General features: G+C 50.9%; 14 protein-coding genes. 6 read left to right on the forward strand and 8 right to left on the reverse strand.

The annotated features are described in order from the left end of the window. Window positions 1–95 precede the first annotated feature (95 nt). Window positions 96–383, forward strand: a complete 288-nt coding sequence (locus ACS5NO_RS27345; protein WP_439418074.1) for a hypothetical protein — start codon at window positions 96–98, stop codon at window positions 381–383. An 89-nt stretch (window positions 384–472) separates the two neighbouring features. Here the strand turns inward: ACS5NO_RS27345 and ACS5NO_RS27350 are convergent, their stop codons facing one another. Continuing rightward, window positions 473–2,602 (reverse strand): M3 family metallopeptidase, encoded by a 2,130-nt coding sequence (locus ACS5NO_RS27350; RefSeq protein WP_439418075.1) that lies wholly within the window; start codon window positions 2,600–2,602, stop codon window positions 473–475. A gap of 272 nt (window positions 2,603–2,874) precedes the next feature. On the opposite strand from ACS5NO_RS27350, the gene ACS5NO_RS27355 reads away from it, so the two are divergent. The 4 genes from ACS5NO_RS27355 to ACS5NO_RS27370 all read left to right on the forward strand — a co-directional run bounded on the left by ACS5NO_RS27355 (window position 2,875) and on the right by ACS5NO_RS27370 (window position 5,992). Next, window positions 2,875–4,575 (forward strand): DUF6909 family protein, encoded by a 1,701-nt coding sequence (locus ACS5NO_RS27355; protein WP_439418076.1) that lies wholly within the window; start codon window positions 2,875–2,877, stop codon window positions 4,573–4,575. Between the two features lie 99 nt (window positions 4,576–4,674). Beyond that, window positions 4,675–5,178 carry a hypothetical protein gene (locus ACS5NO_RS27360; protein WP_439418077.1) on the forward strand — a complete coding sequence of 168 codons (504 nt, stop codon included), beginning with the start codon at window positions 4,675–4,677 and terminating at the stop codon, window positions 5,176–5,178. Window positions 5,179–5,196: 18 nt separating this feature from the next. Next, window positions 5,197–5,556, forward strand: a complete 360-nt coding sequence (locus tag ACS5NO_RS27365; protein ID WP_439418078.1) for an iron chaperone — start codon at window positions 5,197–5,199, stop codon at window positions 5,554–5,556. Window positions 5,557–5,578: 22 nt separating this feature from the next. Next, window positions 5,579–5,992: a DUF6157 family protein gene (locus ACS5NO_RS27370; protein ID WP_439418079.1), complete on the forward strand. Its 414-nt coding sequence runs from the start codon at window positions 5,579–5,581 to the stop codon at window positions 5,990–5,992. A 215-nt stretch (window positions 5,993–6,207) separates the two neighbouring features. Here ACS5NO_RS27370 and ACS5NO_RS27375 read toward each other — a convergent pair whose 3' ends face one another. The 3 genes from ACS5NO_RS27375 to ACS5NO_RS27385 form a co-directional block, all read right to left on the reverse strand. Next, window positions 6,208–6,603, reverse strand: a complete 396-nt coding sequence (locus tag ACS5NO_RS27375; protein ID WP_439418080.1) for a T9SS type A sorting domain-containing protein — start codon at window positions 6,601–6,603, stop codon at window positions 6,208–6,210. Window positions 6,604–6,859: 256 nt separating this feature from the next. Then, window positions 6,860–7,312, reverse strand: a complete 453-nt coding sequence (locus tag ACS5NO_RS27380) for a YybH family protein (protein WP_439418081.1) — start codon at window positions 7,310–7,312, stop codon at window positions 6,860–6,862. Window positions 7,313–7,356: 44 nt separating this feature from the next. Then, window positions 7,357–7,887, reverse strand: a complete 531-nt coding sequence (locus ACS5NO_RS27385) for a YMGG-like glycine zipper-containing protein (protein ID WP_439418082.1) — start codon at window positions 7,885–7,887, stop codon at window positions 7,357–7,359. 187 nt (window positions 7,888–8,074) lie between these two features. On the opposite strand from ACS5NO_RS27385, the gene ACS5NO_RS27390 reads away from it, so the two are divergent. After that, on the forward strand, window positions 8,075–8,506 hold the full coding sequence (locus ACS5NO_RS27390) for a VOC family protein (protein ID WP_439418083.1): 432 nt from the start codon (window positions 8,075–8,077) through the stop codon (window positions 8,504–8,506). Between the two features lie 87 nt (window positions 8,507–8,593). Here ACS5NO_RS27390 and ACS5NO_RS27395 read toward each other — a convergent pair whose 3' ends face one another. The 4 genes from ACS5NO_RS27395 to ACS5NO_RS27410 form a co-directional block, all read right to left on the reverse strand. After that, on the reverse strand, window positions 8,594–9,829 hold the full coding sequence (locus ACS5NO_RS27395) for a multidrug effflux MFS transporter (RefSeq protein ID WP_439418084.1): 1,236 nt from the start codon (window positions 9,827–9,829) through the stop codon (window positions 8,594–8,596). A 117-nt stretch (window positions 9,830–9,946) separates the two neighbouring features. Next, window positions 9,947–10,951 (reverse strand): porin family protein, encoded by a 1,005-nt coding sequence (locus ACS5NO_RS27400; RefSeq protein ID WP_439418085.1) that lies wholly within the window; start codon window positions 10,949–10,951, stop codon window positions 9,947–9,949. A 252-nt stretch (window positions 10,952–11,203) separates the two neighbouring features. After that, window positions 11,204–11,884 (reverse strand): SGNH/GDSL hydrolase family protein, encoded by a 681-nt coding sequence (locus tag ACS5NO_RS27405; RefSeq protein WP_439418086.1) that lies wholly within the window; start codon window positions 11,882–11,884, stop codon window positions 11,204–11,206. A 162-nt stretch (window positions 11,885–12,046) separates the two neighbouring features. Further along, entirely contained in the window at window positions 12,047–12,487 is a 441-nt protein-coding gene (locus ACS5NO_RS27410) for a response regulator (RefSeq protein ID WP_439418087.1), read from the reverse strand. Window positions 12,488–12,539 lie beyond the last annotated feature (52 nt).

A 12,539-nucleotide genomic window follows, 5' to 3' on the forward strand; every position in this document is an offset into this window, starting at 1 on the left:
CCGGTATTTCAATCCGCTATTCAACGACCGTGAAGACAATTGTTGGTTCATTCCGGCGGTTGTCGGCCCGTTCACCAACCAACCCAATTAATCCTATGAAATCTCTTTTCAGACTTGGCGTTGCCATTGACTGCATGGCCGTTCTCTATGGCATGTATGATGCATTGGCGGGCACCTTTTTGTGGCCGGAATTGTATGCCGGCAAAGGGCTACTGGCGATCGCCCTCTGTGGCACCTTCGTGGCCCTGGCGATTTATGTAAAAACCCGTGACCAGGTTTCGCTGTCGACGGTCACGGCCCGGCTTCCGGCTTTTCCACTCCTGGGCTTCGGCCTGATGATGTTGCTGATTGCGGCTTCTAACCGGCTGAGTGCGAATAAGTGAAGTTATATCGCAGAGTTAATCAGAGGGCATCAGAGTTAAGCGGAGTTTTTCTCTGATAACCTCTGATTAACTCTGCGATATAACCCTTTTTAAAGCGTCAGTCCGCTTCGGCGAAGCATGGCTTGCGGAGATGGTTCACGGCCCCGGAATTTCTTGTAAAGCTCCATCGGTTTTTCCGTCCCCCCTTTTTCCAGAACGTTCTTGCGGAATTTGTCGGCCACTTCCCGGCTCGACAGTCCTTTTTCCTTGAAGAACTCAAACGCATCGGCATCCAGTACTTCCGACCATTTGTAGCTGTAATAACCGGCGGAATACCCACCGGCAAAGATGTGTGAGAATGCCGGACTGAAAGCCGTTCCTGGTACTTTTGGAAACAGATTCACCAGCGAGTCGATGTGGGATTCGACCTGCTCGACGGTCTCCCCTTTCGGCGCACCGCCGTGCCAGTACATGTCGACCAGCCCGTAGCGCAACTGCGTCAGGTTGGCCATACCGGCCATGAAGTTCTGACTCGCCCGGATTTTTTCGATCAAATCGTTCGGGATCACTTCGCCCGTCTGGTAGTGTTTGGCAAACAGTTTCAGCGCTTCCGGGTCGTAACACCAGTTTTCCATCACCTGCGAAGGCAGCTCCACAAAATCGCGGTACACGCTCGTTCCCGACAGACTTTCGTATTTGCTGTTGGCCAACATGCCGTGCAAACCATGCCCAAACTCATGGAAAAGCGTGGTTACTTCGTTGAAATTCAGCAGCGACGGTTTGGTTTCGGTAGGACGCGTAAAGTTGCAGACGTTGACAATGTGCGGACGAACATTCACGCCGTTTTCAACTTTCTGCCCCTGAATATCGTTCATCCAGGCCCCGCTGCGTTTACCCGCCCGCGGGAAGTAATCGCCGTAAAAAACCGCCAGAAACTTGCCGTCCTGATCAAAAACGTCGTAGGTTTTTACTTCGGGGTTGTACGTCGGCACGTCTTTCCGCTCCTTGAACGTCAGGCCGTACAGCTTGTTGGCAATCGTGAAGGCTCCTTCGATGACGTTTTCCAGTTTGAAATACGGTTTCAGAATTTCATCATCGAGGGCGTATTTTTCCTTTTTCAGTTTTTCGGAATAGTAGTTGTAATCCCAGCGTTCCAGTCGTTCGTCCTTGAAACCGTTCTGCTTCGCGTAGTTGGTCAGTTCGGCCATTTGCTTTTCGGCCACGGGTTTGGCATAACCGGCCAGTTCGCTCAGAAACTGCTTCACTTTCTCCGGCGAACCCGCCATGCTTTCTTCCAGAATGAAATCGGCGTGTGTCTGGTAGCCCAGGAGCTTGGCGCGGTCGTAGCGAAGCTGGACGAGTTTGCCGATAATCTGCTGGTTGTCGTTTTTATCGCTATGAAAACCCCGTGAGTTATAGGCGATAAACAGCTTCTTTCTCAACTCCCGGTTGTCGGCATACTGCATAAAAGGCTGGTAGCTAGGCGCCTGCAAGGTGAACACCCAGCCGGTTTTTCCCTTCTGCGTTGCCGTGGCTTTGGCGGCTTCCCGCGCAAAGTCCGGCAAACCCGCCAGGTCTTTTTCGTCGGTCACTTCCATCAGGTATTCGTTCGTTTCGTTCAGCACGTTTTCGCCAAACTGCAACGACAACTGCGACAGGTCTTTGTTGATGGCCCGGAATTTGTCCTTATCGGCGGTTTTCAGATTGGCGCCGTTGCGGGCAAAACCCTTGTATGATTTTTCGAGCAACATCCGGTCTTCACCTTCCAGTTTCAACTGATCGCGTTGATCGTAAACGGTTTTGATGCGATTGAACAGTTTCTCATTCAGGGAAATATCGTTGCCGTATTCCGTCAGCAAGGGCGAGGCTTCCCGCACAATTTTCTGCAATTCGGGGCTGGTTTCCGCGCTGTTCAGATTGAACAGCACCGACGACACCCGGTTGACCATACGACCAGCATTTTCGAGCGCGACCACGGTATTTTCAAACGTCGGCGCGGCCGGATTCGCCACGATGGCGTCGATTTCCTTCCGGCCCATCGTCATGGCTTCTTTCAGAGCGGGCAGGTAATGGTCATTTTTAATCAGATCAAACGGCACCGTCTCATGCGGTGTTTTGAACGGTTGCAAAAGCGGATTTTCACTCATTTTGGCTTTTTCGGGAGAAGGCTGTGCGCGAAGGGCCGGGGTTAAAGCCGCCAGCAACACCGCCGTTTGGGTCATTTTTCGAAGTGTAAACATTTTGATTTGCTGATGGAGTTTCTCGCAGTCTACAAAAGTACGGAAATTTAGAAAAGGAATTCCGGACAAGCGGGATTTGTGTTTGAGCAGTGGTAATCAGGGAGTCACGTCCTGGTGCAGGGAAACAATTTACGCCCCGGCCGACGGTTTTAGTACCCCTGCTTCGTGGCCTGCCATTTCCCAATTCATCAAATAAAATGAATTATTCAAAAGTGGAATGAAAGACAAGTCAACTTCAAACATTTATCTTGCAACCACTTATCTACTTCACGATGAACACCGAGTATTCGCCCCCCCTCACCCGCGCTCAGGAATCCCGTCTGGCTATTGAAAAACTTTATATCACGATGCGTCACCTGTTCAACCGGGGATTTTATAAACCGTCCGGTGTATCGGGTGAAGAAATCCGGCAGGCCCTGCTGACCCTCCGACCCGAAATCTACGGCTCGGTCAACGATCCGCAACGGGTTGAATTAGACGGCCTTGTGTATGTCATGGACCGCTTGCCGAAGGGCATCGAAGCGTGCCGGGTCATTACGCTGGTGTCGCGCGAAGGGTTTGAGCATTCGCGGTTTCCGGTGCTGGTGCCGGCCAAACGCCGTCGGAACTGTTACCGCGTCGATAACGAGCAAATGGTGATCGAGGTCACGAACGGCCGCAGCGAGATCTACGACATTCTGACCCACCTCACGTTTCTGTTCATGGAAGCCGACAAAATCCGGCGGAATGTATTCATAGAACGGGGCAACAAACTCCGCGAATGGGAAAAACTAGAGGCCATTATCCAGTCTGGCGGAACCGTCAAGGAAGACGAACAGGAATTGGCACTGATGTACCTGAGTTCAATTCTGGGCCGGACGTTTGAAGAAACGCAGCAGGCTTACCACCGGTTTGCGGAAAATGCCGGAACCAACAACGGGCTTTTCCAGATCGTCTATGGTCTGGGCTGCGTGTCGGTACGGGAAATTCAGGAGAAAAAAGTCGACCGCGAAATCAACTTCACGCCCATGCTGCGGGAGCGCGTCGGGCAGCACCTGTACGGTGAGCGCTGGGCCACCCGCATCAAACACTACATTCAGACCAACGGCTGGCAAAACCGCCCGATTCACGTCATCAGCGCCAATCCGCACAGCGTTGTCAACTGCCTGTATGCCCCGGCTGCGCTGGCCGAAGTGACGTCCTGGGAAAACCTCTACGATCTGGCCTACAAACTCAGCCAACCCGCGCAACAGGAACTCCGCCAGCAGGTGACCGAATTTGCCGAAGCCCACGGCTTGCACGAACTGGAGGATCTGGGCGGCACGAATCTGCTGGTGCAGGTGATCGATACCGCCCAGCTTAATGCGACGAAGCTGTCGCCCGAAATCGCCCACGACCCGGTTTTGATTCAGGAAACTCAACCGCTGCTGCTGGTGATGGACTACGCGTTTGGCGAACAGGCCTTCGAAACGATGGACGAATTACTGAAACCGTATGACCATGGCGACGAGTCGTTCGCGCTGAATGTAGCCTCCATCTCAATCATGGGCAAAGCCGGTATTCTAACCGGCGATAAGGGCGACCTCATGATTCCAACTTCGCACATTTTTGAGGGAACCGCCGACAATTATCCACTGGAAAACGACTTTTCCATTGCTGATTTTGCCGGTTTTGGCATCGATGCCTACGAGGGCGCGATGATCACGGTGTTGGGAACGTCATTGCAGAACAAAGACATTCTGTCGTATTTCAAAAACTCGTCGTGGAAAGCCGTCGGACTCGAAATGGAAGGCGCGCATTACCAGAAAGCGATTCAGTCACACGCCAAAATCAGGGGCAGCGTACAGCCCAGCATGAAGGTTCGGTATGCCTATTACGCGTCGGATAACCCACTGCTCACGGGGGCGACACTGGCCTCCGGGAGTTTGGGGACGCTGGGCGTAAAACCGACGTATTTGATTACAATGAAGTGTTTGGAGAAGATTTTAGGATAGAAACGCGGATGAAGCGGATTGAACGGATTTTAATCTGTGATAATCCGTTTAAATCCGTTCAATCCGCGTTCCTATCCCAAAACGAAAAAACAGGAAGAAATGAAACCAAACCCCTTTCAAACCTATTTCCTAAACTGTTTTCTTCTGCTCATCCCCATTCTGCTCTGGAATCTGGCCTTTTCGAATCAACTGCCGCCCGTTTTTCAACCTGCGGTATTTTGGAAGGATATCCCTCCGTTTCTAGCTTTCGGCGAAAACGGCCTGAGATGGCTAGTCTTTGGATTGGCTTATCTGATGCCGCTTTCGCTGGTGTCAAGGACCCAGAAAACCGGTTTTATTGTGTATGGGGCCGGCCTGGTCCTCTACTTTTCCTCGTGGCTCGTCCTGCTCTATGCCCCCGACAGCGCGTGGAGCCACAGCCTGTGGGGCTTTCTGGCTCCCGCTTACACGCCATTTGTCTGGTTAATGGGGATCAGACTGATGGGTCGCTCGTTTTCTTTCAATCTGTCCTATCGACCTTGGATTTTCGGGGCGGTTTCAGTACTTTTTCTCGTATTTCATCTCTCACACGCCTTCCTGGTCTATAAAAGACTTCATGAATAAAGAAACCCTTTTCCGCGTATGAACAAACCAGCCAGCATCGACGACTACATCGCCGGTTTTCCACCACAAATACAGGAACTGTTGCAACAAATTCGGGAAACTGTTCAGAAAGCGGCCCCTGATTCGGAAGAAACCATTAGCTACAACATGCCGACGTTCAGGCTGAACGGTTATCTGATTCATTTTTCGGCCCATAAAAACCACATCGGGATGTACCCGGCCCCCAAAGGCAACGACGCTTTTCAGGAAGCCATCGCGCCCTACAAAGGATCGAAAAGCACGGTTCAGTTTGCATATAATAAACCACTGCCGCTGGCCCTGATCACCGATCTCATCCAATTCAGAATTGCAGAAACGGGCGGAAAGGTGTTACAGTAGAAATTTCCAATCGACGTTCGCCATGAAAATTCACACCACCAACTATACCAACACGCTCATCGCCGTTGCCGACGACTGTCCCGCAAGCCGGGGAGAAATTCCACCGCAGAAAGGTGATGCCAAATCGGTGGCCACGCTGCAGTTTGAGATGCTGAGCCAAAAACCGTATCACTATACCTCCGATGATGTCCTGTTTCAGGTGTTTGCCGACCGGAACGACCTCACGGAAAGTGAACGGCCAGCCGCCCGGCAGCAGTTTTTCTCCAAAGGACAACCGTGTTTTCGGGCTTCTCCCCTGACCAAACGCTACGGCTGGGGTGTTCACAGCGACGAAAACGGCCGGATTGCTCTGCTGGGTTGCGAAACGGAGGAATATGAGAAATTATCCAGTGACGAAAGTCTGCAGGTCGTAAAAGCCATGAAATCAAGCCGATAAATGCTGCGATTTCCAGCCACCTGATGCGAACGAAAAAACAAATCCCGGCAAGCTGTCGGGATTTGTTGCGTAAAATCTAAATCGTTGAAACAGAATCTGCCGGAAATCCTCAGCCTGTTTGGATTACCCAATGAACATGAGAATACGAAAGAATTGCAAAGTTACTTCGAATCCCGATGCGGGTGGGTTATCAAATCGTGAAGGATTTCCGCTGGTTACTTCAAACTCACTTCACGGTGCGCAACTTCAACAGGGGTGCTGGTTTGCACTTTCACGGTTTTGACGTCGGTTTTGACCCCGTCGGAAACTTCCACTTTGTAAATCCCGTCTTCCAGGTTGTTGAGGTCAAACCGGATGATCGACGTCTCGTTGTCTTTGCCCAGTTTCAAAACCGTCAAGGTTTGCCCGGCTTCATTGACCAACCGGATATCGACTTTACTGTCTTTCGGTTTGCTGACGTTCACACTCACCTTCATGCTGTTGATCACCGGATAAACCGCCGATTGAAACGTGGATTTGGGTTCGGCATTTTCTTTGTTGTCAGCGGCAAACGAGGCTGAAGACGTACTCAGGGCCAAAGCAAGCAGAGCAGAAGCGAACAAGGTTTTCATTGTATTGGTTGTTTAAGGATGTTGTCAGCGTTTGTTGTTACTGCCGTTTTCCGGCGGCTACGACGTTGCCGCCGTTTTGATGGTTCAAAGATAGCAACTTCATAAGGTACCTTGCTATACATAGTACTTTGGCGGTCTAAATACCGGGATGAATGGTTGGTGGCCTGGATAAACAAAAGGAATCGCCCGCACCAACAACCGGCGGATTGTCAGAACGGGCGATGAGACCAGAAGAAACTCTTAAAAATACGGGTTCTTACTTGACCCGAACCGGCAGGTCTTCCAGTTGGGCGTAACTAAGCTTCCAGGTGTTGTCGGCTCCTTTTTTCCAGAGCAGCATATAGTTCCCTTCACCGGTTCCGTGCGGTTCATCCGGGTTGGCGGGCAACACGTCTACGGAGAACGTTCCGGCTTCGTAGGCGGTTTGCTGATCGGTTGATGAACTGACCGCAAATGTTTTCAGATCGTCCAGCGTCGGCAAGGTGGCCCGAACCCATTTCGTGGCGACTTCGGACTTACCCTGCCAGTGGCTGTTACCCTGGACAAACTGAACATCGTCGGCCAGAAAACCGACAACTTTATCGGCTTCTTTCGTATTCCAGGCGGTGATAAACTGCTTATTCAGTTCCTGCACATTGACAGGTTCATTGGCTGGCGAGCAGGCCGTAGTCAGCGTTGCCAGCATCAATATTGCGATGAATGCTTTCATAGTGTTTGCGATTTTAGGGTGTAATGAACCAATACGAAATGAGGTTACCAGCTTTTCTGACGGTATTCCGTCGCTCCATACGGCGCTGCCTGATCCCCGTAATACGGATTGGGCAGATAGCCCTGATTCAGGATATACAAGGCCGGATTGCTCTCGGTTTCGGGCGTTGGCACCGGTTGAAGGGCATTGAAGGCCGGTTTTGGCGTCGACACCGCGGGTCTGGCGGCCACGGCGGTACGTTTCGTAATGGAAGGAGCGGCTCCCTTACTGGTGGCCAGCGGCTGCTGTTCTGCCGCCCGGCGACCGGCTTCCTGCCAGGCCGCTTTCTTGCGTTTGTTGTCGATGTGTTTCCCAACGGCATACCCGGCGGCACCGCCGACTACCCCACCGACTACCCCACCCACCACACGATTCCGTTTATGGATGATGGCACCGGCGGCCGCTCCGGTTCCGGCCCCAATGGCGGTTCCTTTGGCCTGAGGGCTCCAGCTTTTCAGAATTTGAGCCTCCATCGAATGACCCGCCAGCAATGCAACCAGCAGGATCAGGATAAAACTATTATGATTCGTTTTCATAGCGTTTCATGTTAAGTTGAATGCCCTATAGACACGTACATGTGCCAATAGTTTAAAAAACGGTAACATTAAAGAAATGTTTGATGCGCAGAAAGTCGCATTCGACCCGGTCAATGTCGCATTCACACACCCGAAAAACCGGGTTCGGCCGTACTTTTGTCAGGTAAACTTTAAACCACAAATACACATGGCCACTCAAATTTTTGTAAACCTGCCCGTTAAAGACCTGAACAGATCCGTCGCGTTTTTTAACCAATTGGGCTACCGCTTTAATCCCCAGTTTACGGACGAAAAAGCCACCTGTATGATCATCAGCGAGGATATTTTTGTCATGTTGCTGGTAGAACCGTTCTTCCAGTCATTCACCAAAAAAGCGATTGCCGATTCGACCAAAACCACCGAATCGATCATCTGCCTTTCTGCCGAAAGCCGGGAGGCTGTCGATGAACTGGTCAGCAAAGCGGTAGCGGCTGGTGGAAAAACGCCGAATGAAAAACAGGATCAGGGCTTTATGTACGGACACGGTTTTGAGGACCTGGACGGGCACCTGTGGGAAGTAATGTGGATGGACCCCAGCGCCGTCGAACAGGAACAACCAGCGGCCGAAGCCAGTAAGTAAACACCGCAAAGACTTCGATTGGTAACGCATAAAAAAACCGTAGCGAGGCTCGCTACGGTTTTTTTATGCGTTTGATACAACCACCTTTTACAAAGCCACTTCCGAAAGTGATTCTTCAAAACCGGCTTTCTTCGCCCGGTAATGAATCACCCTTTGTCCCGTCACAAAAATAGCCAGACCACTCACCACGCAGATCAGCATCGTACCCACCATCGGGATGGCGGTGTGGTTGTGAAAAACACTGACGGCTGCGGAGACCAACGCGCCAAAGCCCATCCGGAAGCTGCCCATCAGCGCGGCCGCGCTGCCTGCGTGGCGGGAGAAGGGAGAAAGTGAAAGTGCCGAGGCATTCGGGCCGGTCAGTCCCTGACCCGCGAGAAACAAGAACAGCATAGCGATCAAACCGTAGGGGCCAAACCAGCCCGCCCAGGTTCCCCAAACCATCAGCAAGCCAACTATGGATTGGTAGGTCAACGTGGCATAAATGATCTGCTCGCTCCGAAACCGCTTCAACAGAAGGTGATTCAATTGCGTTGGCGCAATCATGCTGATGGCTAAAAAGGCAAACATCCACCCGTATTGCTGTTCACTGATCCGGTAGATGTTCATAAAGACATCGGGTGAGCCGGAAATATAGGCGAAAGGAGCCGATGTGGCAATCCCGCCCACCAGCGTGTAAGTCAAAAACTGTGGATGTTTTGCCACTGTCAGAAAGCTGCTCAAAACCGCTTTGGGCCGGAGCGACAACGAGGGATCGGCTTGTTTCCCATCGGGCAAAACGAAATAAATAGCCACCAGAATGAGCGCGGTTATTCCCGCCAGAATCAGGAATATGGAGTGCCAGCCCAGCGCCACCGTGGCATAACCACCCACCGTGGGTGCAATCATCGGCGAAATGGCCAGCACCAGCGTCAGCAGCGAAAAAACCTGGGCAATCTGCGATACCGGAAACAAATCACGCACCAGTGCCTGAGCCGCCACCAACCCAACACAGCCCCCGACAGCCTGCAAAAGCCGCATTAAAATCAGGGTTTCGATCGACGTTGTTTGCGCACAGCCAATCGAAGCCAGTAGATACAGCACCAGCCCCGCATACAACGGGCGTTTCCGGCCATAGCGATCCAACAGAGGTCCATACAGGAGTTGCCCCACCGAAATACCGATCAGATAAGCGGTCAGTGAAAGCTGCACCTGTTCAATGGTGGTGTTGAGGCTTTTCGCAATGGCCGGAAAACCCGGCAGATACATGTCGATGGAAAATGGACTGATCGTAGTGAGCGTTCCTAAAATCAGGATCACAATAAAATGCTGTCGGCGCGTCATGAACTGCGGAAGAGATTCTTACAAAAGTACGCTCAACGACCAGTGATTGTTCCCGATATTGCATTTTTTTTAGAAAATCGCCCAAAAACGTTCCTTATTCAGGATCATTCGGGTAAATCAGAACTTAAACCCGAGGCTGGCACTGACCATCCGAAGCTTGGCATTCTCGGCTTTATACACGTCTTTGATGCCATGATGGTAGGACACATCGAGGGTAACCGGCCCCAGATCGAAGCCGACACCACCCAGTAGATTGACAACGGTTTTGTTGTAATCGTCGTCGGTCAGGTTGAAATCATTTTTATCGGCATTCAGTAAATAAGACAATTCGGCCCCCGCCTGAATCCGGATTCCCGTCCGCTTGGTCTGGGTCATGGCCGGCCGAAACCCGATCTGGAGCGGAATCTGAACGTAGTGGGTATTGATGGTACTGTTGATGTCGTTCAGCGAAGTCCCTTTATCGTTCTTGCTGTAGAGTTTCGACGAAACGCCCACGTATTCAACCCCCAATTGCCCAAACAGCCGTCCTCCTCCGCGAACATAAACGCCGAGCTGGTAGCCCACCCGGGCTTTGGATTCCAGGCTATCCTGATCTGTCGAATACTTCGAGAAGTTGGGTCCGGCGTAAACCCCAATCGAAACGTTGTCGCGTTTGAGCATTTTTTCCGGTTTTGACAGGTGGTTTGGCGAAGCGGCAGTTGTAGCTCCTTTCAATTGCCCAAGATCCGTTTGAATGCTGTCGATTTTGGTATTCTGAGCCTCGATCATCCTGCGCAATGCCCGAATTTCATCCGGGTTCGATGCCACGTTCGCTGTCGGAAAAACCGCAGAACCTGTTGTTACCTGGCCGTTGCGGGGCAGGCTGACCGACGATTGGGATTCATAGACGGGCGGTTCAACAGAGAGTGATGCCGTCGATCCGGAAACGGGTGCCGGGATCGAATATGCATTGTTCAGGCGTTTTTCCGTTACCCGTTTTTCGTAAATGATGGATTCGGTACGTTCGATCACCGGCGATTCGGATCGCACATCGTTTTTTTCGGATGAAACAGTCGGCTGTTGCGCCCATGAAGGAGCTTGAGTGACAAATGCAAGAGTGGCTACAAAGAGAATCCGATTCATCGGTTTTGGTCGTGAAAGTGAGAAATCATTTTCCTATTGGAAGGATTTCGGATCAAAAAGTCACTTTCAGGAACAAAGGACGGTTTTTGGAGACAATATTGTTTAATAAATTCTTGAAATAGTCAAATTTAATAAGCGAAAATTCGTACTAAAAAACAGTCCTATTTGCCGATCTTCCCGCATCGGAACCACTCACAAGCGGTGTCGTCCCTGCATCTAAATGAACGAATGCGCTCACGCCAATGGAAAGATTTATTGGTTAGTCAGGACGTTCATACTCTGGAAAATTCGCTCGGCCACTTTCTGATTTCCCTTTTCATTGAGGTGTAAAGGGTCGAACCGCAATGATCTCGGCACCACATCATCCGTATGATCGACAATATCCAGGTAGCTCGACCGGTCATATTGTGACAGTAAATACGCGTGAATATTAATGTAATGATCGCCATAAATCGTATACAACTCGCCGTTCAGTTTCATGATGGCGTCGTGGCCAGCTCCAAAAACATCTTCGTTCTGGCCGAAGCTACCGTTTACAATGCTCAACACCAGATACCGGTCGTGCCCTAACGCTTTCACCATCGACGCGATGTCGGCTTTGATTTGTTCAGGTTCGAGGTAATTATTGCGACCCGCCCAAATGATTGTATTATACGAATGTTTGTCCGTCGCAGCCAGCATTCGCTTGGCAATCTGGTAGCTTTTTTCTCCGGAGATTCCCTCGTTCACAAACGTGTACTGCGGGGCCAGTTTTTGCAGTTCGATCAGGTATGAGCTGCCGTTGCTGCCCTCCGTCATGCTATCGCCCCAGCCCACAATGACATTCGAGCCTTTGTCTTTGGGAGATAATCCATCAAAAAGGGTACAACCTAAAACCGTGTAAACGACTAAAAAAAAGCTCAGCCGGGAAAAAATACGAAACAGAATGGCCATAGAATGCGGAAACCAATGCTGGGAAAAATACGAGATTCAGGAGCCGCCCCCTGTCGAACCCAACCGACTTCATCGGCTGCGACACGGTGTTTTCGGTCGAATAGTAAACGGCTGATTCAATCCCGAAATTGTATTGTTCTTCCAATTGACAAAACAAAGCGGTTACAACGTGCTGTTGGGATGCAGACAGTTCTGCCAGTAGGCAACGAGAAGTTTCATTTGCTGTTGAAAACCGGCGTAATCCGTTGCTTTCTGGAAAAAGCCCTGAACTTCCTGTTCATACGCTTCGCGGATGATGTCGGGATTGGCTGCGGTCGTTAGGTACACAAATGGAATGGATTTCTGGCGCAGAGTCTCGTTCTGAATGATCCGTCGGCGCAGTTCCAGCCCGTTCATGATGGGCATATTGATGTCACACAAAATCAGGAAAGGCTGTTCGTCGGTCGCTTCCAGATACTGCAAAGCCAGTTGGCCATTGGAGAAAAAACGGATTTCGTTGGGAATGTCCAGTCGCTTTATAATTTGCGCCAGCAGAAATTGGTCGTCGTCATCATCTTCGATTGAAATAATGGGGCCTTTCAATGACAGGTTACGTTGAGCCATACGGGGTCAGTTGCATACGGTTGTTTACAAATATACATCAACATTTGTACGA

It is taken from the genome of Larkinella fluvii (assembly GCF_051857545.1).
In the GTDB taxonomy this organism is placed as follows: Bacteria; Bacteroidota; Bacteroidia; order Cytophagales; family Spirosomataceae; genus Larkinella.

Excerpts from the sequence above, each read along its gene's own strand:
- ACS5NO_RS27400 (WP_439418085.1), bottom strand. The coding sequence starts at position 10,951 with ATGAATCGGATTCTCTTTGTAGCCACTCTTGCATTTGTCACTCAAGCT.
- ACS5NO_RS27360 (WP_439418077.1), top strand. The coding sequence starts at position 4,675 with ATGAAACCAAACCCCTTTCAAACCTATTTCCTAAACTGTTTTCTTCTG.
- ACS5NO_RS27380 (WP_439418081.1), bottom strand. The coding sequence starts at position 7,312 with ATGAAAGCATTCATCGCAATATTGATGCTGGCAACGCTGACTACGGCC.
- ACS5NO_RS27365 (WP_439418078.1), top strand. The coding sequence starts at position 5,197 with ATGAACAAACCAGCCAGCATCGACGACTACATCGCCGGTTTTCCACCA.
- ACS5NO_RS27350 (WP_439418075.1), bottom strand. The coding sequence starts at position 2,602 with ATGTTTACACTTCGAAAAATGACCCAAACGGCGGTGTTGCTGGCGGCT.
- ACS5NO_RS27345 (WP_439418074.1), top strand. The coding sequence starts at position 96 with ATGAAATCTCTTTTCAGACTTGGCGTTGCCATTGACTGCATGGCCGTT.
- ACS5NO_RS27370 (WP_439418079.1), top strand. The coding sequence starts at position 5,579 with ATGAAAATTCACACCACCAACTATACCAACACGCTCATCGCCGTTGCC.
- ACS5NO_RS27395 (WP_439418084.1), bottom strand. The coding sequence starts at position 9,829 with ATGACGCGCCGACAGCATTTTATTGTGATCCTGATTTTAGGAACGCTC.
- ACS5NO_RS27375 (WP_439418080.1), bottom strand. The coding sequence starts at position 6,603 with ATGAAAACCTTGTTCGCTTCTGCTCTGCTTGCTTTGGCCCTGAGTACG.
- ACS5NO_RS27390 (WP_439418083.1), top strand. The coding sequence starts at position 8,075 with ATGGCCACTCAAATTTTTGTAAACCTGCCCGTTAAAGACCTGAACAGA.
- ACS5NO_RS27385 (WP_439418082.1), bottom strand. The coding sequence starts at position 7,887 with ATGAAAACGAATCATAATAGTTTTATCCTGATCCTGCTGGTTGCATTG.
- ACS5NO_RS27405 (WP_439418086.1), bottom strand. The coding sequence starts at position 11,884 with ATGGCCATTCTGTTTCGTATTTTTTCCCGGCTGAGCTTTTTTTTAGTC.
- ACS5NO_RS27410 (WP_439418087.1), bottom strand. The coding sequence starts at position 12,487 with ATGGCTCAACGTAACCTGTCATTGAAAGGCCCCATTATTTCAATCGAA.
- ACS5NO_RS27355 (WP_439418076.1), top strand. The coding sequence starts at position 2,875 with ATGAACACCGAGTATTCGCCCCCCCTCACCCGCGCTCAGGAATCCCGT.